This is a genomic window from Nonomuraea sp. NPDC049684, assembly GCF_044465345.1.
Classification (GTDB): Bacteria; Actinomycetota; Actinomycetes; order Streptosporangiales; family Streptosporangiaceae; genus Nonomuraea.
The window spans coordinates 86,164-106,821 of sequence record NZ_JBITLO010000007.1 but is presented as its reverse complement, the minus strand read 5'-3'; the positions used below and the strand labels follow the sequence as shown (position 1 = coordinate 106,821).

Here is a 20,658-nt window from a genome sequence, read left to right as displayed (position 1 = left end):
TGTCCAGTTCGGACGCTTTGTCCAGCCAGCTCCGCCGGTCCGGACGCTCAGGCGTGCGCGCCCACGGTGACCGGGCCGAGGGTCAGGCGCGGCCTGCCCTCCAGGATCTCCGCCACCCGTTCGACCTGCTCGTCCAGCTCGGCGCGCTGGGCGGCGGTCAGGCCGGACAGCAGTTCGACCGTGACGTCGATCCGGCCGCCGGAGCGCCGCTGGTGCCAGACCCCGCGCACCTCGCCGTCCACGAGCAGCACGGGGAAGTTGCCCGCCTGCCCGCCGGACAACGCCCGCTGCCAGGCCGGGCCCGGGTAGAGCAGCTCGCGCGGCCGGCCCGCGATCAGGTAGGCGTCGAAGTACGGCAGCAGGCGCACGCCGCGCGGCGGCCCGTCCGGCACCGCCGTGTCCCCCGGCAGCACCCGTGCCGGACGCCCGTCGAACGACACCTCCTCGGTCTCCACCGACGCGAACGCCTCCGCCGCCCACCGCACCGGCGCCCCGATCCACTGGGCGAACTGGGCCGGGGTGGCCGGTCCGTACGCGGCCAGGTAGGCCCTGACCAGGCCGGCCCGCCCGTCCGGCGGCACAGACCCGGCCGGCGCGGCGCGGTAGGTGACCTTGCGCCCCTCTGACCGGCCCGAACACGAACGCCCCGCGGTGCGCCGCGGTGGCCATCGCCTGCCGCCAGCGCGGCCACATGCCCTGGAACGCGGGCATGACCAGGTCGCCCGCCCACGGCCCGGTGGCCGCGACGACCGCGTCGCTCAGCTCGTCGATCGTCAGGTCGGCCCCGGCCAGCACGTCGCGGACGGCCTGGACGACCTGGTCGGTCTGCTCCGCCGTCAACCGGACGCCCTCCGCCCCGCCGGGCCCGGCGGGCAGCGACGACAGGGCGCCCAGCCACATGGGCAGGTCGGCCGCGGGCAGCAGGTGCACGGTTCCGCGCGGCCCGTACGTCTTGACCAGGGTCCCCTCGTCCCACAACGCCTCGCGCACGTGGGCGCGGGTGACACCGTCGAGCCGCAGGCCGATCGAGAGCTCGGCCGCCGACATGACCTGGGCGTGCGCCCCGCACATGGCGGCCACGACGGCGGCCTGGCCCTTGTCGGCGGCGGGTGCGGCCAGGTGCGCCCGCTCCAGACGCCGCGCGCTGACCTGCGGCCACGACAGTTCGATCACGAATTCCTCCTCGGTGCGTTCCCCTCACCGTAGAAGGACAGGCGGACAGGTTCGTTCCGCTCAGCCGAGGTCGCCGGCCCTGCCGAGCAGGTAACGCCGCTCGACCTGGTTCGCGGTCAGGCCGGCTGCCCGGCGGTAGAGCGCGGCGGCCCGCGTGGTGTCGCCGGTCATCTGGAGCAGGTGGGCGCGGACCGCGTGCTCCCGTTGCCTGGTGAGCGGGTGCCGGTCCAGGTGGTGGCGGCGGTTGAGGTCGTCCAGGAGCGCCAGGCCGCGGGCCGGTCCGTAGGCGTGGGCCACCGCCACCACCCGGCTGAGCTGGACCGGCGCCGTGGGGGTGAGCCGTTCGAGCCACACGTACAGCATGGCGATCTGGGGCCAGTCGGTCCGCTCGGGCGCGGCGGCCGCGGAGTGCACGGCGGCGATCGCGGCCTGGAGCTGGTAGGGGCCCGCCGGGCCGCGGTTCCAGACGCCGTCGATGAGGGCGGTGCCCTCGTCGATGAGGTCGCGGTCCCACCGGGTGCGGTCCTGCTCGTCCAGGGGGACCAGGTCGCCGCCGTCCGTACGGGCGGCGCGCCTGGACTCGGTGAGCAGCATCAGCGCCAGCAGGCCGGTCACCTCGGCGTCGTCGGCGAGCGTGGCGTGCAGCATGCGGGTCAGCCGGATGGCCTCGCGGGTCAGGTCGACCCGGGCGAGCCGGTCGCCCGCGGTGGCGGTGTAGCCCTCGTTGAAGATCAGGTAGAGCACCCGCATCACGGCAGTCATCCGGCTGTCGCGGTCGGCGTCGGTGGGCGGTGTGAAGCGGGCTCCGGCGCGGGCCAGCCGTTGTTTGGCGCGGCTGATCCGGGCGCCCATGGTGGGCTCGGTCGTGCCGTGGGCGTGCGCGATCTCGGCGGTGGTCAGGCCGCCGACCGCGCGCAGCGTGAGCGCCACCTGGGAGGCGGGGTCGAGCGCGGGATGGCAGCACAGCAGCAGCAGGGTCAGGCTGTCGTCGCTCCCGGCCGCGGGGTGTGCCCGGCGTCCGGGTTCCTGCATGGCCAGGTCGGCCACCCCGGCCCGCAGCTCGCGGCGGTGGCGGGCCTGGTCGGAGCGGAGCAGGTCCACCATGCGCCGGTACCCGACGCGGATCAGCCAGCTGCGCGGGTTGTCCGGGACGCCCTCGATCGGCCAGGCACGGCCGGCGGTCAGCAGCGCCTCCTGCACCGCGTCCTCGGCGATGTCGAAGCGGCCGAAGCGGCGGACCAGCGCGCCGAGCACCTGCGGCGCCTCGGTGCGCAGCAGGTGCTCAAGCTCGCCGTTCACGCCCCGAAGTCCGCACCCATGATCGGGCGGATCTCGATCGGCTCGCCGAGCGCCTCGACGATGCGCGCGGCGATCTCCACGGCCCGCTCCTTGCCGGCCACGTCGATCACGGCGAAGCTGGCCAGGACCTCCTTGAGCTCGGCGAAGGGCCCGTCGGTGGCGACCACCTCGTCACCGACGCGGTGGACGGTGGTGCTGACCGCCGGGTGTCCCAGGCCCTCGCTGCTGACGAACTCGCCGGAGGCGATCAGCTCCCGCTCCAGCTTCTGGTAGGCCGCGAAGGCGGCCAGCGCCTCCTCGGAGGGGACGTCGGCGGCGGCCGCGTCCCACGCGGCGGCCGGGGTGTAGCCGAGCAGCAGGTATTTCATGGTCAATCCCTTGATCGTCGTAGCCGATGTTACGTTCCCCTCAGGCGGCGCGCCGCAGCGACACCGCGAGGACGGTCGTCCACGTGAAGGCGACCAGCCCGTTCACCGCGATCTGGACGCTCATGCGGTCGGGCGACATCGGCACCAGCAGCACCAGCGCGGCGACGGCGCTCAGCACGGCGCTCGCCACCGCCCGGCGGCGGGCGCACCGGACGCTCATCACGGCGGCCGCGGCGGCCAGCGCGGTGAAGGCCACGGCGGCGGCGGCCGAGTGCGCGACGCCGTGCCAGGACATCTGCGCGACCGGCCCGTCAGGCGTGCCCGCCGGGAAGCCCTTCTCGGGGTCCATGGTGAAGATCCCGGCCGCCACCAGCCCGGCGCCGAAGACGCCCACCAGGATCGGCAGCGCCCGCCGCCCGATCCCTTCGGTGAGCGTGCGCGCGATGCCGGCGGCCAGCGCCAGCGCCCCCGTCCCCGCGAGGACGAAGGTGAGGATCTGGATCCACCCCAGGTCGCCGGTGGCCAACTGGCTGATGGGGTGGCGGGTGAGGTCGAAGCCCTCACGGGTGAGCATCTGCGCGGTCGCCGAGGCGAAGAAGATCGGCCCGGCCAGCGCCCCGGCCAGCAGCAGGCGTCCGGACGTCCGGGCGCTTCTGCGGACGGGAACGCCGGTTGCGGTGGTGGCGGTCATGAACGTCCTCCCTTGTCGGTGGGTTTCCCGCTCGTTACCTCGGACCCGGATCGGGGTTCTTGACGCCGGTGGAGTGTGATTCACATCACAGCGACTCCCCGTCAAAGCCCGGCAGACGCCTCCGAGGTACCGGTGAAGCACCCACGAAGGAGGACAACATGATCGAGACCCAGCAGCCCAGCCCCGAGTTGAAGGCCCTGGACCGGCTGGTCGGCACCTGGAAGGTCACCGGCGGCGCCGAGGGGACCGTGCGCTACGAGTGGCTGCCCGGACGGTTCTTCCTCGTCCAGCACGTCGAGCTCACCCAGTTCGGCGAGCCGGTCACCGGCATCGAGGTCATCGGCAACCTGCGTCCGTTCGGCGAGCCGACCGGGGCGGACGTGGTGTCCCGCTACTACGACTCGGCGGGCAACACCTTCGACTACGTCTACGAGCTGGACGGCGACCGGCTGACCATCTGGGCCGGGGCCAAGGGCGGCCCGGCCTACTACCAGGGCGTCTTCGACGCCGACGGCGCCACGCTCACCGGCGAGTGGGTCTACCCCGGCGGCGGCGGGTACGCCTCCACCTCGACGCGCGTCTGACGCCTGACCGGGGGAACCCGCGGTGGCGGCGAGCCGTTCGAGACGGCCCGCCGCCACCGGCCCAGGGCGAGCCGTTCCGGCCTCACCACACAATGCGCGCCCGTACGGCCCTCGCCGGAACAGACGCCCACACCGGTCCGGCGGCATCCGAAGAGATCCGATCACCTGGAGGACAAATCATCATTTCCGTCGCAATATAAGCCAGCAAGAGTGAATTGATCGGATGAAACGTGACCTTGGCGTGATCGCCTTCGTCTGAGGGGTTGGCCACAATGAGGGCCATCCCCCGACTGGAGGCCCTTGTGCGCCATGGCAAGCCCTGGCGGCTGCTCCTCGCGGCGGCTCTCGCCGCGACCGGACTGACCGCTCTCACCCCCGCCTCCGCCCAGGCGGCCGGCACCGTCTTCCACGTCTCCCCCGACGGCGACGACGGCGCCGCCGGCACCGAGGCGGCGCCGTTCCGTACGATCGAGCGCGCCCAGCGCGCGGTGCGCGCGGTGCTGCCCACCGCGCCCGAGCCGCCCCGGGTACGGGTCCGCGGCGGCGTCTACCACCTCGCCGAGCCCCTCACCTTCACCCCCGCCGACTCCGGGGCCGTCTACGAGGCCGCCGCCGGCGAGCAGGTCGTGCTCAGCGGCGGACGCCGGCTGACCCCCGCCTGGACCCCGTACCAGGGCGCGACCCTGGTGGCCGACATCGGCGCGGGCCTCGACTTCGACGAGCTCTTCCTCGACGGCGCCCGGCAGGTCCTGGCCCGCTACCCCAACGCCGATCCCCAGGAGGCCGTGCTCGACGGGTACGCCGCCGACGCGATCTCGCCCGAACGGGTGGCCCGCTGGAAGAACCCCACGACCGCGCTGGTCCGCGGGCTGCACCAGGGCGAATGGGGTGGGAACTCGTTCAAGGTGACCGGCGTCGGCGCCGGCGGCGTCCCGATCCTGAAGTGGGTCGGCGACAACAACCGGGGCGACGGCCTGCATCCGCAGAAGCGCATGGTGGAGAACGTCCTGGAGGAGCTGGACGCTCCCGGCGAGTGGTTCTACGACAAGGACGCCGGCCGCCTCTACCTCCAGCCGCCCGCGGGCCTGGACCCGGCCAAGGCCCGCGTCGAGACCGCCGAGCGCGAGGAGCTCGTGCGGGTCGTCGGCGACTCGCCGTCCGCGCCGGTGCGCGACCTCACCTTCACCGGGTTCACCTTCACCCAGACCCACCGCACGCTGTTCAGCCGCCCGTACGAGAGACTGCAGCTCGGCGACTGGGCCATCGTCCGCGCCGGCGCGGTCTACCTGCGCAACACCCAGCGGGTCGCCATCCGCGACGCGCGGTTCGACCAGGTCGGCGGCAACGCCGTCTTCATGGACGGCTACGCCGACGGCAACGTCGTCTCCGGCGGCGAGTTCCGCGAGTCGGGGGCCAGCGACGTGGCGGTCGTCGGCTCGCCGGCGGCCGTCCGCGAGCCGTCCACCTGGGACGACATGCGGCGCACGATCACCGACACCACGCCGGGCCCGAAGACCGAGGACTACCCGCGCGACATCACCATCAGCGGCAACCACATGACCCGCAACGGCCGGTTCGAGAAGCAGAGCTCGGGCGTGCAGATCTCGATGAGCCGCCGGGTGACGGTGTCCGGCAACACCGTGCACGACGGCCCGCGCGCCTGCGTCGACGTCAACGACGGCACCTGGGGCGGCCACGTCATCGAGGACAACGACATCTTCGACTGCGTGAAGGAGACCTCCGACCACGGGCCGATCAACACCTGGGGCCGCGACCGCTTCTGGCCGCTGACCGCCGGGGACGCCCAGAAGAAGGCGTACGCCAAGCTCGACGCGATGGAGACGACGAAGATCCGGCACAACCGGATCCGGCACTCCTCCCACTGGGACGTCGACCTCGACGACGGCTCCTCCAACTACGAGGTCACCGGGAACCTGCTGCTCAACGGCGGGGTGAAGCTGCGCGAGGGCTTCTTCAGGACCGTGCGCGGCAACATCTTCGTCAACGGCGGCGGCCACTTCCACGTCTCCTACGCGAGCAACGGCGACGTCGTGGAGAAGAACATCTTCGTCACCGACGACCCCTACGACTTCATCCAGAGCGACCCGTCCACCTCCGGGACCGTCTACGACGACAACCTGTTCTGGAACAACGGCAAGCCGGTCGCCGACATCACCGCCGCCTGGCGGGCCCGCGGGCTGGACACCCGCTCGGTGGTCGCCGACCCGCTGTTCGAGGGGCAGAGCCCGTACGCCGACCCGGCCAAGCTCGACTACACGCTCAAGGCCGGCTCCCCCGCCCTCGCGCTGGGCTTCCAGCCGTTCCCGATGACCGGGTTCGGCAAGCCCGGCTCGCCCACGCCGCCGCCGCTCACCTGGCGCGAGCCCGAGACCGGCATGACGATCGGCAACCTGGCCGAGCCGCTCATGGGCGCGACGGCGACCGAGGTCCACAGCGACGAGGTGAAGTCCTCGGTCGGGCTCACCGACTACGACGGCCTGTTCCTGGCCGCCGTCCCGGCCGGGTCCCACGCCCACGGGCAGGGGCTGCGCACCGGCGACGTGATCAGGGAGATCGCGGGGACCAAGGTCACCGGCCGCGACAGCTTCTGGAAGGTCTACAACCGCACGCCCGCCGGGCGTCCGGTGCCGCTGAAGGTCTGGCGCGCGCAGGCGCTGACCGACCTGAGCCTGACCAAGGCGTACGGCGTGGAGACCATCGACAACGTCTCCGGCGTCACCTACACCGGCGAGGGCTGGGACTGGAAGAACGACCGGCGCGGCGGCGGCGGCTCGACCCTCGACGACCTGCACGCCACCCAGACCGACGGCGACTCCTTCGAGCTGGCCTTCCACGGCACCGGCGTGGAGTACATCGCCCAGGTCAACTCCGACGAGGGCAAGGTCGACCTCTACCTGGACGGCAAGCTCGACGCCACCATCGACAACGGCAACCCGACCCGGGAGTACCAGAAGGTCGTCTACACCAGGACCGGGCTGGCGCCCGGCCCGCACACGCTCAAGGGCGTCAAGAAGGACGGCTCGTACTTCATCGTGGACGGCTTCAAGATCCACTCCGCTCCCGCGAACGAGGACGGCGAGCCGCCGGTGACCACCGCGTCCGGTGTGCCCGCCGGCTGGTCGGACGGGCCCGTGGAGGTCGTCCTGACCGCCGCGGACGCGGGCTCCGGCGTGGCGCGCACCGAGTACCGGCTCGGCGAGGGCTCCTGGCAGCCCTACACGGCCCCGGTCCGGGTGGACCGCGAAGGGGAGAGCGTGCTGGCCTTCCGCAGCGCCGACCAGGCGGGCAACGTCGAGGAGCCGAAGTCGGTCACCGTCCGGATCGACGCGACGGCCCCCACCCTGACCGTCACGCCGGACCCCGCCCGGCTGTGGCCGCCGAACCGCAGGCTGGCGCCGGTGAAGGTGGCGCTGAAGGCGTCCGACGCCGGGCCCGTCACCGTCACCCTGGTCTCGATCACCAGCTCCCAGGGCGATGCCCGGGACGACGTGCGCGAGGCCGCAACCGGCACCGCCGACACGTCCTTCGCCCTGCGCGCCGAGCGGGACGGCGGCCAGGACCGGATCTACACGATCACCTACCGGGCGGTGGACCGCGCGGGCAACGCCACCGAGACCCGCGCCCAGGTCACCGTGGGACGCGCCGGCTAGGAAAGCGGACGGACCGGCTCCTTCGAGCTGGTCTGTCCGACTTCCGCCGTCATGCGCATGGCGGGCTTCCTGTCAGGGCAGGACCCCGCCATGACGTCTGCGCGAGGCTTCGGCGGCGGGTCCGGGATATTCCGCCGCAAACCGGTAGAACAGATCGCCACCGAGCACGAGGGCGAGCTCAACCGCGTGCTCGGGCTCTGGCAGCTCACCGCGATCGGGGTGGGCGGCATCATCGGCGCCGGCATCTTCGCGCTGGCCGGCGCCGTCGCCAACCAGACCGCCGGGCCCGCCGTCGTGATCTCGTTCCTGATCGCCGGCATCGCCAGCGCCGCCGCCGCGTTCTCCTACGCCGAGTTCACCGGCATGATCCCGAAGGCCGGATCGGCGTACACGTACGGCTACGCGGTGCTCGGCGAGATCGTCGGCTGGTTCATCGGCTGGGACCTGCTGCTGGAGTACACCGCCATCGTCGCGGTCGTGGCGATCGGCATCTCGGGGTACTTCGGCTTCCTCGTCGGCCAGCTCGGCATCGACCTGCCCGCCTGGATGCTCGGCGCGCCGGGCACCGGGCCGGGACACGTCGTGGACCTGTTCGCCGGGATCCTGTGCCTGTTCATCGCGTTCCTGCTCAACCTCGGCATGCGGTCGGCCGCCCGGTTCGAGACGTTCGTCGTCGCGATCAAGGTCGCGGTGGTGCTGCTGGTGATCGTGGTCGGCTTCTTCTACATCAAGACCGCCAACTACACGCCGTTCTTCCCCTACGGGTTCGGCGGGGCGGTGACCGGCGCGGCCACCGTGTTCTTCGCCGTCTTCGGCTACGACGCCATGAGCACGGCGGCCGAGGAGTCGAAGGACGCCCAGCGGCACATGCCCAAGGCCATCCTCTACTCCCTGGCCATCTCGATGGTCCTGTACGTGCTGGCCTGCCTCGTGCTCACCGGCATGCAGAACTACCAGGACATCGACCCCGAGAGCGGCTTCTCCTCGGCGTTCGCCTCCGTCGGGCTGACCGGGCTGGCCAGCGTCATCGCGGTGGGCGCCATCGTCGGCATCCTGACCGTCATGTTCACGTTCATGCTGGGCGTCACCCGCGTGTGGTTCGCGATGAGCCGGGACGGGCTGCTGCCGTCCTGGTTCGCCAAGCTCCACCCCGTACGGCACGTGCCGTCCAGGGTGACCTGGATCGTCGGGGTCGGCTCCGCGCTCATCGCCGGGTTCCTGCCGATCAGGGAGGCGGCGGAGCTGACCAACATCGGCATCCTGCTGGCCTTCGTGGTGGTCTGCGCGGCGGTGATCGTGCTCCGCTACCGGCGTCCCGACCTGCCGCGCGGCTTCCGCATGCCGGGCATGCCGGTGGTGCCGGCGATCGGGGTGCTCTTCTCCCTGTGGCTGATCACGTTCCTGGAGCCGCTGACCTGGCTCAGGTTCGTCGTGTGGTTCGTGATCGGGCTGGTGATCTACTTCGCCTACGGGCGCCGCCACTCGGCGCTGAACCGCCGCGACTGACGTCCAGCGGCGGGTTCAGTTCGTGTCCTGGTAGACCTTGGGGCCGATCGCCTTGTACGCGGCCTTGGAGGCGTCCTTGAGCCACGGCCGGGTGCTGGTGGAGTTGGCGCGGTTGGTGTAGACGGCCATGGTGTGCAGCAGGTAGCGGTGGGTGTAGCCGACCCATCCCCAGGTCTGGGCCCTGCTCCAGCTCGTCGAGTGGCACAGCCCGGAGCCGGGGCCCTTCCTGGGGCAGACGATCCCCCAGGCGTCGGCGTAGGCGTCGTCGAGCCGGGCGTACGCGGTGTCGGCCCGGCCGTCGTTCTTCAGCGGCACGACCCACACCGAGACCATGATGCGCTTGTTCCCCGGGGCTCCGGGGTTGACGTACGAGCCCTTGACCATCTTGGAGCAGCGCGCCTTGCGCAGGACCGAGCGGACGTTGGCCGCGTGGTAGGCGTCCGGGCACTTGTCCACGCCGCTCGACCGGAGGGTGTAGCGCACGCCCTTGGCCGTGGTGAAGGAGCCGGGCAGCAGGGCGCTCGGGGTGATCGGGGTCGGGTCGGTGTCCTGGCGGTCGAGGTCCCCCGGGTCGAACGGCTCCTCGGTGGGCGGCTCAAGCGTGGGCGTGACGGTGGGCTCTTCGCTCTGCCCCGGATCGGCCGATGACGGCGACGGCGACGGCGTGGGGACGACCGCGTCCGGCGAGCCGGAGGACGCCACGGTCAGCCCGCTGCCCCCGCGCCCCGCGCCGAGATCCTTCACCACGGAGACCACGAACACCGCAGCCGCCACAGCAAGCACCACCCCGACCACTCCCACACCGGCCCCGAGCCCGACCTTCATCCCCGTACTGAGACCAGCACCGGACGGGCGCGGCCCCCCAGCCCCGGAAAACGGCGGCCCCAAAGGCCCCTGCGGCGGCGGCAGCGGCGAGGACGGCGGCACAAGCGGCGGCCCCTGCGGCGGTACCGGCGGCAGGACTGAGGGTGAGGGCGGCGGCAGAAGCGGCGTCCCCTCCGATGGCGCCGATGACAGCAGCGAAGGTGACGGCGGCGGCAGAAGCGGTGGGCCCTGCGGCGGTGCCGGTGACAACCACGAAGGGGACGACGGCGGGGATGACGGCGGAGGCGCCAGTGGAGGTGACGGCGGAGGCGCCAGTGGAGGTGGCGGCGGAGGTGGCGGTGGTAGGTGCGGGGGTCGTGGGGGCGGTGCTTGGGCGGGCGCGGTCGTGGCCGACGAGGCGGCCTGCCGCAGTTCCTCCGCCCACCGCTCCGGACGCGGCCGCTCGTCCGCTGGCCCGTGAAAGGCCGCTGCCGCGAGATCCGCCGCCCCGGGGGCGACGGCGGCCAGCCGGCCGGGGTCCGTGGAGGTCCGGTCGCGGGCCAGGAGCCGTACGGCCAGCAGCGCGAACCTGTAGGCGTCAGCCTGCGGCGTGCCCTCGGGCTCGTCGGCGGGGATCTCCCAGCCGGGCGTCTCCACCTCGGGTAATGCCGTAGCCCCGGCGAGCCGCAGCGCGTCGCAGCCGATGAGGAAGCACTCCGGGGAGCCCTCCGTGGCGAACAGCAGGTGCTCGGGCGACAGGTCGCCGACGACGATGCCCATCGTGTGCAGGCGGGCGAGCGTGTCAGCCAGATCGGCCAACAACAGCAGGCGGTCACGGTCACCAACCCGCCGACCGATGCCACCGCCGTGAGCGCCGTCATGGGCGCCGTCATGGGCGCCGGTGTAGGCGGGGTCGTCAGCGCCTACGTGCGCAGGGCCGTCGGCGCCGACGTGGGCAGGGCCGTCGGCGCCGACGTGGGCAGGGCCGTCGGCGCCGACGTGGGCAGGGCCGTGAGCAGGGCCGTCGGCGCTGACGTGGGCAGGGTCGTGGGCGTCGTCGAGCAGGAGCTGCATCGTGGCTGGTCGGCGCTCGGTTCCCGATGGCGTGCGCAGGTCGAAGGAGAACCGGTGGGGCGCCGAGCGCATGAGGAAGCCGCGGACCGCGCCGTCGGACACGACGATCTCGGCGGGCCAGGCGGCCTTGTCGCACAACCAGGCCGCGTCCCATCCGGGTAGCCGCCCGATCAGTCCGGCCATCTCGGTGAGGACGTCCGCGTCGAGTCCGGGCAGGATGGCGGGGTCGTACTCCTTGTAGACGACCTCGAACTGGCCGTTGATCCGGCGGCCGGGCACCTCATGGACCGTGCCCCTGCTGCCCTGCGCGAGACGCCGTCCGAGGACGAGATCCGCCCGGTCAGTGCCGCTCGGGGGGCCGTTCGCCGGGCCGTTCGCCGGGCCGTTCGCCGGGCCGTTCGCCGGGCGGTCGTTTGTCGAGTCGCTCATCGGGCCGCGTCCCTCGGCCACGGGGCCAGCGGCGTGCGGTCACCGTCGAACGCCTCCCCGGAGAAGCCGGGCAGGTGCGCCAGCCGCAGCGGGGACGGCGGCTCGGCCAGATGCTCGGCGAACAGCGCACCGACCCGGACGTCCCCGTCGCCCAGCGGATCACCGAAGCCGTCGGTGCCCACCAGCAGGACCTGGCCGGACGTCAGCGTGCCGGACCACCGCTCGGGCTGCTCGGGCACCCCCGGCAGCGCGCCCACCGATACGGAGACCGCCGCAGGGGCCGATGCGGTGGCCGGTGCAGCAACCGGTGGTGCAGCCGGTGGTGGAGCGGCCGAAACCGACGTCATGGCGGGGGCCGAGGCGAGGTTCGACGCGAGGTCCGAAGCAGGGTCCGAAGTGAGGGCCGGGGCGGGAGCAGGGGCGGCGGTCGAAGCGGGGGCCGGTGTAAGGGCGGCGTCGGCTTCCGGTTTCGGGCGTAGCGGCTCGGTTTCCGGGTCCGGGGCGTTGAGGGCGATCCGCTTCCAGGCGTGGATCCGGTCTGCCGTCTCCGGTGCGTGCCGCACGTGTGCTCACCGCCCTTCAAGCCCCGCCCTTTTTTCGGAGGATATCAGCGTCTATTTGCTGAAGATCAAGGATTTCTGGAGCCGGATCTGCCGGTGCCCCCGGCATACCGTGGCGTTATGGAAATTTGTGAGCTGTTCGCCTGACCTCCCTGGGTGACAGCTTTAATCAAGCCCCAGCCAAAGGGCTCCTTCGATCCCCACACCCCCGGGGACATGTGAGAGGAGTCACCCAGAGTGAACAGCACGTTCAAGTCGGGCGCCATCGCCGTATTGGCGGCGGCGGCCCTTACCGCCTCGATGACAGGCGCCGCCGGCGCCACCTCGCAGGCGCACTTATCCACCGCGGCGACCACCGTCGCCAAGGCAGAACCCCCGGCGTTCGCGCCGGCGGACGCCAAATCGCGCGACCGCGCGAAAGTGAACGCCGACGCGGCACTCGCTGCCGGAGCCGAACGCCTGCACAAGGGCTCCGGCGACGCCTTCACTCTCTCGTCCAACGTCGCCGGAACCTACGGCCTGCAATATCTGACCTACGAACGCACCTACAAGGGCCTGCCCGTCTACGGCGGCGAGGTCGTCGTGGGCACCGACCGGGCCGGCCAGGTGATCCAGCAGGTGGTCACCGGCCAGACCGCGAAGATCAAGGTCGGCACCGAGGCCTCGGTCACGGCCAGGCAGGCGGCGGCCACCGCCAGAGCCCTCCTGCCGCAGGTGGACGAGGTCACCACGGCGAAGCTGGTCGTGCACGCCACCACCGCCACCCCCAAGCTGGCCTGGCGGGTCCAGGTCACCGGGCGGACGGCCACCGGCAGGCCCAGCATCCTCGACGTGTTCGTGGACGCGCGCTCCGGCTCGCTGATCGACAAGTTCGACAAGGTGCACGAGGGCACCGGCCGCGGCTTCTACGACGGCACGGTGACGATCGACACCAGCGGCTCGGCCGGCTCGTACCGGATGGTGGACACCACCAGGCCGGGCCTGCAGTGCGGCGGCCAGAACGGGTCGGCCTACACCAAGAGCAGCGACTCGTGGGGCAACGGCTCGGGCACCGACCTGGAGACGGCCTGCGTGGACGCGCTGTACGCCGCCCAGATGGAATGGAACATGCTGCGCGACTGGCTGGGCCGCAACGGCCACAGCGGGACGGGCCGCTCGTTCCCCATCCGGGTCGGGCTGAACGACGTCAACGCGTTCTGGAACGGCTCGTACACCACCTTCGGTCACAACCAGGCCGGCAACCAGCAGGCCACCCCGATGGACGTCGTCGGCCACGAGTTCGGCCACTCGGTCTTCACCAACACCCCCGGCGGCGACACCGGCAACAACGAGGTCGGCGGCCTGAACGAGTCCACGGGCGACATCTTCGGCGCGCTGACCGAGGCGTACGCCAACAACCCGAACGACCCGCCGGACTACCAGGTGGGCGAAGAGGTCAACCTCGTCGGTAACGGCCCGATCCGGTACATGTACAACCCGTCGCAGGTCGGCGACCCCAACTGCTACAGCACCGCCCTCCCCACCACCGAGGTGCACGCGGCGGCCGGGCCCCAGAACCACTGGTTCTACCTGCTGGCCGAGGGCAACAACCCCGGCGGAGGCAAGCCCAGCAGCCCGATCTGCTCCGGCGGACCGTCCTCGGTGACCGGCATCGGCATCCAGAAGGCCGGCAAGATCTTCATGGGCACGCTGCAGGCCAAGACGCAGCCGTGGACCCACGCCAAGGCGCGGGTGGCCTCGCTCAACGCCGCCAAGGCGCTGTTCCCGAACAGCTGCGTGGAGTTCAACGCGGTCAAGTCGGCCTGGGACGCCGTGAGCGTCCGGGGCACCAGCGACCCGACCTGCGTGGCCAACCCGGACACCTTCTCGCTGCAGGTGAGCCCCGGCTCCGGCGCGGCCGACCCGGGCGGCTCGGCCGCCACGACCCTGAGCACGGTGACGACCGGCGGCAACGCCCAGCAGATCCAGCTCAGAACGGGCCCCCTCCCGGCGGGCGTGACCGCCCAGTTCAACCCGGCCACGATCCAGTCGGGCCAGTCGTCCACGCTGACCCTCAACGTGGCGGCGAACGCGACCCCCGGGACGTACACCGTCCAGGTGACCGCGCAGGGCACGGCCCAGACGCAGACGCAGAACTACTCGCTCACCGTCAACCGGCCGATCCCCGACCAGTTCTCGCTGGCGCTCAGCCCCACGTCGGGGTCCGTGGACGCGGGCGGCAGCACCGCCTCGACGCTGACCACCACGACCACGAGCGGCAACGCCCAGCAGATCCAGCTCAGGACGGGCACCCTCCCGGCGGGCGTGACCGCCCAGTTCAACCCGGCCACGATCCAGTCGGGCCAGTCGTCGGCGCTGACGCTCGCGACGGCGTCCTCCGTGCCGGCCGGGACGTACACCGTCCAGGTGATCGCCCAGGGCACGGCCCAGACGCAGACGCAGAACTACACGCTGACCGTCTCCCGGCCCGGTGACCCGGACGCGTTCTCCGTCCGGCTCGACCCGGAGGCGGGCACCGCGACGGCCGGGGGCACCGCGGCCACCACCGTGAACACGGCGACGACCGGCGGGCAGCCCCAGCAGGTCATGCTGTCGGCGGCCAAGCTGCCGAACGGCGTCACCGCGGCCTTCGACCCGGCCACGATCCAGTCGGGCCAGTCGTCCAGGCTGACCTTCACGGTGGCCGCGACGGCGAAGAACGGCACGTACCCGATCACCGTGACGGCCACCGGCACGGCCCAGACGCAGACGGCGAGCTACGCGCTCACGGTCACCGGCGGCACGCCGGCGGGCGACTTCACCGTCGCCGCCGACCCGTCGTCGGCCACCGTCACGGCGGGCGCGACGGCGACCACCACGCTGAGCACGCAGGTCACCACCGGGCGGCCGATCCCGCTCACGCTGGCGGCCGACGGCGTGCCGCCGGGCGCGACCGTGACCTTCAGCCCGTCGTCCATCAACTCGGGCGAGTCGTCCACGGTGACGGTGACCACGTCGTCGAGCACGCCGGCGCAGACGTACACGATCACCCTCAACGCGAACGGCTCCGCCAGCCACGGCACGTCGTTCTCGCTGACGGTGAACGGCGGCGGCGGCGGTGACACCTGGCAGGAATGGCACTCCTACAACGCCGGCGACGAGGTCACCTACCAGGGTGTCCGCTACCGCTGCGTGATCGCCCACACCTCGCAGCCGGACTGGACGCCCGACGTCGTCCCGGCTCTGTGGCAGCGGATCGGATGACGGTCCGCCCGGCGCCCCACGTACCCGGGGGGTGACTGAGGGCCGGAGCGGAGGGGGTCCCACCGGACCCCCTCCGTTCTGGTTTCCGGACGCTCCGGCACTGTTTGATCAAGTTCGGGCCCCTTCAGTAGGGTGGGCGCCCCGTTCCCCTGTTCTGGGTGGAGTGCCCGTGCGCCGCTACCGTTTCGGCCTGGTCGCGATGCCCTTCGCGGTGGCCTACGTGGTCCTCGTCGGCGGCCTCGGGGTCTTCGCGCTGGTCACCGGCGAGGTGTCCCTGCTCTGGTTCGCCGTCGCCGGCTGGTGGGGGCCGAGCCCGGACGTCTCCTCGTGGCTGGCGCCGCTGCTGGTGCTGGTCGGTTGATCGCCCTGCCGATCGTCCAGGGGGCGATGGTCTGGCTGTTCTCCCGGGCGGTGGGCGGCGCTCTTCCGGCCTGGGCGCGGTGGCTCATGCTCGCCCTGGGAGCGGCGGGCGTGCTCGCCGGCCTCGGTCTCACCCTCTCCCAGGCCCTGCTGTTCCAGCCTGGCATGATCTTCTTCGACGTCGCCCTGCTGCACGGCGTGCCGGGGATGGCGTGGCTGGCGCTGCTGCTGACGGCCCAGGCGCGGGATCCGCGCTGGAGCCGGACGACCGTGGCGTTGGGCGTCCTGTCGCTGGCCACGTCGTTCGTCCAGCCGGCGTCGTTCGCGTCCTCCGACGCCGTGCCGCTCGCGGTGCTGACCTTCTGGGGGCTCCGCGCGCTCGGCGTCGTCGGCCTGGCGTGGCAGGCGCGCTCGGCGCACGAGCTGGCCGGGTTGCCCGCGTCGCCGTTCGGGCCCCGGCGTCCGCCCGCGCGGATCCCGGCCCGGCCGTGGTGGCTGATCGCACCGGCGGTGGTGCTACCGCTGGTCCCGGCGGCCGTCAACCTCGCGGGCGGGATGCCGTTCTGGATCGGCCCCAGGGGCGCGGTCGAGCAGGTGGTCGCCGAGGGCGCCGTCAGCGTGCCGGCGGCGCTGGCGTGGCTGGGGTTCGACCTGCTCGCGGGGGTGGGCGGGGTCGCGCTGCTCGTGCTGGTGACCGTCCTGCGCGGCACCGTCCGCCCGGTGCGGGCGACCGTGGCGGCGCTGACGGTGGTTCAGCGCCGCCTTCCTCGCCTCCGCCGTCGTCCTGACGCTGCTGGACGGACGAGTTGACGGCCGGGCGTAACTTTCACCGCGGTTCCTGCGTCGAACACCACATGAGACGCTTCACCACCGCCACGCTCGTGGCCGGGCTGCTGCTGGCGGGCGGGGCCGCGCCGGCGCTGGCCGGCGAGTCCGCCCCCGTCCGCCGCTGCTCGGCCGCCCAGCTCCAGGTGCGCCTGGGCGCGATCGACGCCGGCGCGGGCAACAGGAACGCGCCGCTGGTGTTCACCAACGGCTCACGCACTCCCTGCACCCTGTACGGCCACCCCGGCCTGATCATGATCGACAAGCAGGGCGACACCCTGCGCACCCGCGTCCGCCGCACCGCCGGCCCCAAGCACCGGGTGACGGTCAAGCCGGGCGGCAGCGCCCGCGCCACGCTGCACTGGACGGCCGTCGAGACCGGCGCCGAGACCGCCTGCCCGGCCCCCGCCCGCCTGCTGGTCATCCCGCCCGACGAACAGTCGTACCTGAACGTGCCCTTCGACGCCGGCCAGGTGTGCGACGCCGGACGGCTCGACGTCACCCCGCTGGCCTGACGCCCGCACGGGGGCCGGTCAGCGCAGCAGCCAGTTGACGACGACCGTGAGGACGGCCGACAGCAGCAGCGAGATCAGGATCATCGCCAGGCAGCCCGGCCAGCCGCCCAGCGGTCGCACTTCCCAGTTCCCGAACCTCATGCCCGGCCCCTACCCGGGGCGGCCGGGGTCGTACCGGGGCCTGGGCAGGGGTCAGAGGCCGGCGACGAAGTCGAGGGCGACCGCCCAGGCGCGCTCGGCGGCCGGGGCGTCGTAGTCGGGCAGGCCGGGGTCGGTGAACAGGTGGCCGACCCCCGGGTAGCGGAAGACCTCGACGTCGGCCCGCGCCCGGCGCATCTGGAGGTACCAGGCGTTGAGCCAGTCGACCGGCTCGTAGAAGTCGGGGTCGGCGACGTGCAGCTGCACCGGCAGGTCGTCGGCGGCGGCGCCCTCGGCCATGTCGGAGGTGCCGTGCATGAGCAGCAGCCCCTGGGCGCGCTCGTCGCCCAGCGCGAGGTTCTGCGCGATGGCCGCGCCGAGGGAGAAACCGGCGTAGACCAGGCCGTCGCCGGACAGCGGGGCCGCCGCCGTGATGGCCCGCTTCAGCAGCTCCTCGCTGCCGATCTCCTCCTTGATCGCGATGCCCTCCTCGGGCGTGTCGACGACGCGACCGTCGTAGAGGTCGGGGACGTGCACCTCGTGCCCCGCCCCCCGGAGCCTGTCGGCGGCCTGGTGGACGGCGGGCCGCAGGCCGTACATCGAGTGCAGGAGGAGAATCCGCGCCATACGCGCAGCTTAGCGGCCCTGGGCGAGCAGGCCCGGCCCCGGTGGCGGCGGGTCAGCCGTGGTCGGCGGGCAGGTCGTGGGCGGTGAACATGTCGATCAGCAGGCGGACGGGCAGCCCGGCCTCGGTCGGGTAGCGGAACTGCCGGTCGAGATCGAGGCTGTAGCGGTTGCGCCGGCCGATCCGCTCGCGGGTCAGGTAGCCGGCCTGGTAGAGGTCGGAGACGATGTTCTGGACCGTGCGTTCGGTGACGCCGATGCGGGCGGCGATGTCGCGCAGCCGGGCGTCGGGGTCACGGGCGATCTCCACCAGCACGCGGGCGTGATGGGTCAGGAACGTCCACGTCGCCGGATGGTCTTCAGGGTCGGGCACAGCCTCTGACGCTTTCTGCCTGGACGTCCCGGATCCGCGGGGCGGACGGAAATGCTTACCTGAAGATCTTATGACGAAAGCTCTTTCCTGCAACCCTCTTCGCCCCTAACCTTGGGTCGTGGGGCGGCTCCGACGCCGTCCCGACCGGCCAGGCCCACTTGGGGAACAACAGATGTCCGCCACCCAGACGTACCTCGCCGTCGCGCCGAGCGCCGCCACCAGGCCGCCATGTCAGTGCTCAGCATGAACTGCCGGCCGGTTCCGGCCGGCGCGCTGGTCACGGTTTCCGGTGAGCTCGACGCCACCAACGCCGAAAGCCTGGAGTCCGCCATCCGCGACGCCCATCGCCCCGGCCGGTCCGTGATCCTCGACCTGGGCGAGCTGACCTTCATGGACAGCAGCGGCCTGCACGTGCTGCTGCGGGCGCACGACGACGTCCACGACGCGGGCGGGAGCCTGCGCCTGGCCGCCGTACGCGACATCCCGGCCCGCATCCTGCAGATCACCGGGGTGTGGGACACGCTGCACATCCACGCCTGCGTGGAGGAGGCCGTCGGCGCGGCCGCGGACGCCCGGCCTGACCGGCTGCCGGATGATGTGGAGCGCTTGTGATGCACCTGGCCAGCAGCTACCTGCCGGGGATCACCGTGATCACGGTGGCCGGCGAGGTCGACGCCACCGCCTCCGGCCACCTGGAGACCTACCTCGACCAGGTGCGCCGCAGCCTGGACGAGCACCTGATCATCGACGCCCACCGGCTGACGTTCCTCGACAGCTCCGGCCTGTCCGTGCTGCTCGCCGCCGCCACGCTGGCCCGCGCGCACGGCGTCGACGTGCACCTGGCCGGCCTCCACCCCACGGTGTCCCGGCTGCTGGAGATCACCGGCACCGTCGAGCTCGTGACGATCCACGACCGCCTCTCCCAGGCCGTCACCGTGGTGGAGGCGCTCCGGGACGCGGGGCCCGGCGAGCCGGACGAGCCCGCCGAGCCTTCCGAGGCCGTCTGACCGTCGCGTGGCCGCCGGTCGTCATCGACGGCCGCCGAAGACGGGTGCTGCCCCACCACCTGCTCGACGACATTCGCCGTCGCTAGCAGGAAGTGCACTCGGTGTCCAGGCCCAGCCGGCCGTGCCCTCCCCTCCAGGTGGACGGCGGCTTCGTTCATGTGCATGAGTGCCGAAATCATCTCCGGTACGGAGTTTTTGCGCGCTGCGCCTCCCTAGCGTGGCGGTCATGAATCACGCACTTCTCCGACGGGGTCTGGCCGCCGCGGTGACGGTCGGCCTCCTGCTCACCGGACCCGCCGTACAGGCCAGGTCGAAGCCCGTCACCGTGACCCTGCCGCAGCCGACGGGCCCACGCGAGATCGGCACTGTCACACTGCACCTGCGTGACGGCTCCAGGGCCGACCCGTGGATCAAGGCCCATGACCGGCGTGAGCTGATGGTCAGCCTGTGGTACCCCACGCGCCGTCCGGACGGCCACCCCGCCGCACCCTGGCTGCCACCTCGCGCCGCCGAGGCCTTCTACCGCGGCAACGGCCTGTCGCCCGCGGCTGTCGGCCTGCCCCTGACCCATGGCCGCGAAGGGGCCCGCGTGGCCGGCCGGGGGCTGCCCGTCGTCCTGTTCTCGCCCGGCAACGGCGCCGACCGTTCCATGAACACCACCACGGTCGAGGAACTGGCCAGCTGGGGCTACATGGTGGTCACCATCGACCATCCGGGCGACGCCGGCGAGGTGGAGTTCCCCGACGGCACGGTCACCGGCCGCGTGCTGAAGCCGGTCCCGGTGAGCCGGCTGGCGGAGAAGGCAGAAGAGATCAAGGTGCGGGTGGCCGACGCGCGCTTCGTGCTGGACCGGCTCAAGGAGCTGAACAAGGGGCAGAACCCCGACGCTGAACGCCGGACGCTGCCCGAGGGGCTGCGGGGCGCGTTCGACCTGGGCAGAGTCGGGATGTTCGGCCATTCCGCCGGAGGAGCGACGGCCGCCGCGACGATGCTGGAGGACCGGCGGATCAAGGCGGTGCTGAACCTGGACGGACCCGCCCTCGGCAAGGTGGCCGCCAAGGGGTTGGCCAAGCCGTACATGCTCATGGAGGCCGAGATCTTCGACAAGCCCATCCGGGGGCAGAAGGCCTTCTGGTCCCGGCTGAAGGGCTGGCGGCTGCACGTGCGGACCAACGGCGCCAAGCACAATTCCTATACCGACCTGCCAGTGGTGTACGAGCAGGCGGCCGCGGCGATGGGCCTGTCGAAGGAGCAGTTGCGAGCGGTGAACGGGACGCTTTCTGCGGCGCGTTCCGTGGCCGTCACCCGCGCCTACACCAGGGCCTTCTTCGATCTGCATCTTCGACGCGAAGGCACCTTGCTCGGCAAGCCGTCCTCACGGTTCCCCGAGGTGCAGGTGATCGCCCGCTGAGTT

General features: G+C 72.2%; 18 protein-coding genes and 1 pseudogene. 10 read left to right on the top strand and 9 right to left on the bottom strand.

Translation table 11 applies throughout. The features are described 5' to 3' along the window. Positions 1-47: 47 nt before the first annotated feature. The 4 genes and pseudogenes from ACIBST_RS23105 to ACIBST_RS23090 all read right to left on the bottom strand — a co-directional run bounded on the left by ACIBST_RS23105 (position 48) and on the right by ACIBST_RS23090 (position 3,531). Positions 48-1,047: pseudogene (locus ACIBST_RS23105) on the bottom strand (winged helix DNA-binding domain-containing protein). A gap of 186 nt (positions 1,048-1,233) precedes the next feature. Beyond that, positions 1,234-2,472, bottom strand: coding sequence for an RNA polymerase sigma factor (locus ACIBST_RS23100; RefSeq protein ID WP_397174394.1), 1,239 nt, complete (start codon positions 2,470-2,472; stop codon positions 1,234-1,236). Next, positions 2,469-2,840: a YciI family protein gene (locus tag ACIBST_RS23095; RefSeq protein ID WP_397174393.1), complete on the bottom strand. Its 372-nt coding sequence runs from the start codon at positions 2,838-2,840 to the stop codon at positions 2,469-2,471. Before ACIBST_RS23095 ends, ACIBST_RS23100 begins: the two co-directional genes overlap by 4 nt. A 40-nt stretch (positions 2,841-2,880) precedes the next feature. Next, positions 2,881-3,531 (bottom strand): DUF998 domain-containing protein, encoded by a 651-nt coding sequence (locus tag ACIBST_RS23090; protein WP_397174391.1) that lies wholly within the window; start codon positions 3,529-3,531, stop codon positions 2,881-2,883. A 158-nt stretch (positions 3,532-3,689) separates the two neighbouring features. Between ACIBST_RS23090 and ACIBST_RS23085 the strand changes: the two genes are divergently transcribed. The 3 genes from ACIBST_RS23085 to ACIBST_RS23075 all read left to right on the top strand — a co-directional run bounded on the left by ACIBST_RS23085 (position 3,690) and on the right by ACIBST_RS23075 (position 9,292). After that, complete coding sequence (locus ACIBST_RS23085; RefSeq protein ID WP_397174389.1) at positions 3,690-4,115, top strand: hypothetical protein; 426 nt, start codon at positions 3,690-3,692, stop codon at positions 4,113-4,115. Between the two features lie 302 nt (positions 4,116-4,417). After that, positions 4,418-7,786 (top strand): OmpL47-type beta-barrel domain-containing protein, encoded by a 3,369-nt coding sequence (locus tag ACIBST_RS23080; protein WP_397174387.1) that lies wholly within the window; start codon positions 4,418-4,420, stop codon positions 7,784-7,786. Positions 7,787-7,876: 90 nt separating this feature from the next. Continuing rightward, positions 7,877-9,292: an amino acid permease gene (locus ACIBST_RS23075; RefSeq protein WP_397174385.1), complete on the top strand. Its 1,416-nt coding sequence runs from the start codon at positions 7,877-7,879 to the stop codon at positions 9,290-9,292. Positions 9,293-9,307: 15 nt separating this feature from the next. Here the strand turns inward: ACIBST_RS23075 and ACIBST_RS23070 are convergent, their stop codons facing one another. Beyond that, a complete protein-coding gene (locus ACIBST_RS23070; RefSeq protein ID WP_397174383.1) occupies positions 9,308-11,599 on the bottom strand; it encodes a hypothetical protein in 2,292 nt (763 codons plus the stop codon). Continuing rightward, the gene (locus ACIBST_RS23065) at positions 11,596-11,856 is read right to left on the bottom strand and encodes a hypothetical protein (protein WP_397174382.1); all 261 of its coding nucleotides are present in this window, start codon (positions 11,854-11,856) and stop codon (positions 11,596-11,598) included. Before ACIBST_RS23065 ends, ACIBST_RS23070 begins: the two co-directional genes overlap by 4 nt. 540 nt (positions 11,857-12,396) lie before the next feature. Between ACIBST_RS23065 and ACIBST_RS23060 the strand changes: the two genes are divergently transcribed. From ACIBST_RS23060 to ACIBST_RS23045, 4 genes are all read left to right on the top strand, one after another. After that, entirely contained in the window at positions 12,397-15,402 is a 3,006-nt protein-coding gene (locus tag ACIBST_RS23060) for a M4 family metallopeptidase (RefSeq protein WP_397174380.1), read from the top strand. A 169-nt stretch (positions 15,403-15,571) separates the two neighbouring features. After that, the gene (locus ACIBST_RS23055; protein WP_397174378.1) at positions 15,572-15,763 is read left to right on the top strand and encodes a hypothetical protein; all 192 of its coding nucleotides are present in this window, start codon (positions 15,572-15,574) and stop codon (positions 15,761-15,763) included. Then, on the top strand, positions 15,760-16,572 hold the full coding sequence (locus tag ACIBST_RS23050; RefSeq protein ID WP_397174376.1) for a hypothetical protein: 813 nt from the start codon (positions 15,760-15,762) through the stop codon (positions 16,570-16,572). Before ACIBST_RS23055 ends, ACIBST_RS23050 begins: the two co-directional genes overlap by 4 nt. 44 nt (positions 16,573-16,616) lie before the next feature. Then, positions 16,617-17,102 carry a DUF4232 domain-containing protein gene (locus ACIBST_RS23045; RefSeq protein WP_397174375.1) on the top strand — a complete coding sequence of 162 codons (486 nt, stop codon included), beginning with the start codon at positions 16,617-16,619 and terminating at the stop codon, positions 17,100-17,102. Positions 17,103-17,120: 18 nt separating this feature from the next. On the opposite strand, the gene ACIBST_RS23040 is transcribed toward ACIBST_RS23045, so the two are convergent. The 3 genes from ACIBST_RS23040 to ACIBST_RS23030 are packed head-to-tail and all read right to left on the bottom strand — an operon-like array spanning position 17,121 to position 18,237. Next, on the bottom strand, positions 17,121-17,243 hold the full coding sequence (locus ACIBST_RS23040; protein WP_358299463.1) for a hypothetical protein: 123 nt from the start codon (positions 17,241-17,243) through the stop codon (positions 17,121-17,123). Positions 17,244-17,294: 51 nt separating this feature from the next. Then, positions 17,295-17,867, bottom strand: a complete 573-nt coding sequence (locus ACIBST_RS23035) for a dienelactone hydrolase family protein (protein WP_397174373.1) — start codon at positions 17,865-17,867, stop codon at positions 17,295-17,297. 52 nt (positions 17,868-17,919) lie between these two features. Next, on the bottom strand, positions 17,920-18,237 hold the full coding sequence (locus tag ACIBST_RS23030) for a helix-turn-helix transcriptional regulator (protein WP_397174372.1): 318 nt from the start codon (positions 18,235-18,237) through the stop codon (positions 17,920-17,922). 228 nt (positions 18,238-18,465) lie between these two features. Between ACIBST_RS23030 and ACIBST_RS23025 the strand changes: the two genes are divergently transcribed. The 3 genes from ACIBST_RS23025 to ACIBST_RS23015 all read left to right on the top strand — a co-directional run bounded on the left by ACIBST_RS23025 (position 18,466) and on the right by ACIBST_RS23015 (position 20,655). Beyond that, positions 18,466-18,849: an STAS domain-containing protein gene (locus ACIBST_RS23025; RefSeq protein ID WP_397174370.1), complete on the top strand. Its 384-nt coding sequence runs from the start codon at positions 18,466-18,468 to the stop codon at positions 18,847-18,849. Then, positions 18,849-19,244, top strand: a complete 396-nt coding sequence (locus ACIBST_RS23020) for an STAS domain-containing protein (RefSeq protein WP_397174368.1) — start codon at positions 18,849-18,851, stop codon at positions 19,242-19,244. Before ACIBST_RS23025 ends, ACIBST_RS23020 begins: the two co-directional genes overlap by 1 nt. A gap of 226 nt (positions 19,245-19,470) precedes the next feature. Further along, positions 19,471-20,655: an alpha/beta hydrolase family protein gene (locus tag ACIBST_RS23015; protein ID WP_397174366.1), complete on the top strand. Its 1,185-nt coding sequence runs from the start codon at positions 19,471-19,473 to the stop codon at positions 20,653-20,655. Positions 20,656-20,658: the final 3 nt, after the last annotated feature.

Coding starts and splice junctions, on each gene's coding strand:
- ACIBST_RS23095 (WP_397174393.1), bottom strand. CDS start 2,840: ATGAAATACCTGCTGCTCGGCTACACCCCGGCCGCCGCGTGGGACGCG.
- ACIBST_RS23090 (WP_397174391.1), bottom strand. CDS start 3,531: ATGACCGCCACCACCGCAACCGGCGTTCCCGTCCGCAGAAGCGCCCGG.
- ACIBST_RS23085 (WP_397174389.1), top strand. CDS start 3,690: ATGATCGAGACCCAGCAGCCCAGCCCCGAGTTGAAGGCCCTGGACCGG.
- ACIBST_RS23075 (WP_397174385.1), top strand. CDS start 7,877: ATGACGTCTGCGCGAGGCTTCGGCGGCGGGTCCGGGATATTCCGCCGC.
- ACIBST_RS23070 (WP_397174383.1), bottom strand. CDS start 11,599: ATGAGCGACTCGACAAACGACCGCCCGGCGAACGGCCCGGCGAACGGC.
- ACIBST_RS23045 (WP_397174375.1), top strand. CDS start 16,617: ATGAGACGCTTCACCACCGCCACGCTCGTGGCCGGGCTGCTGCTGGCG.
- ACIBST_RS23040 (WP_358299463.1), bottom strand. CDS start 17,243: ATGAGGTTCGGGAACTGGGAAGTGCGACCGCTGGGCGGCTGGCCGGGC.
- ACIBST_RS23035 (WP_397174373.1), bottom strand. CDS start 17,867: ATGGCGCGGATTCTCCTCCTGCACTCGATGTACGGCCTGCGGCCCGCC.
- ACIBST_RS23025 (WP_397174370.1), top strand. CDS start 18,466: ATGTCAGTGCTCAGCATGAACTGCCGGCCGGTTCCGGCCGGCGCGCTG.
- ACIBST_RS23020 (WP_397174368.1), top strand. CDS start 18,849: ATGCACCTGGCCAGCAGCTACCTGCCGGGGATCACCGTGATCACGGTG.
- ACIBST_RS23015 (WP_397174366.1), top strand. CDS start 19,471: ATGAATCACGCACTTCTCCGACGGGGTCTGGCCGCCGCGGTGACGGTC.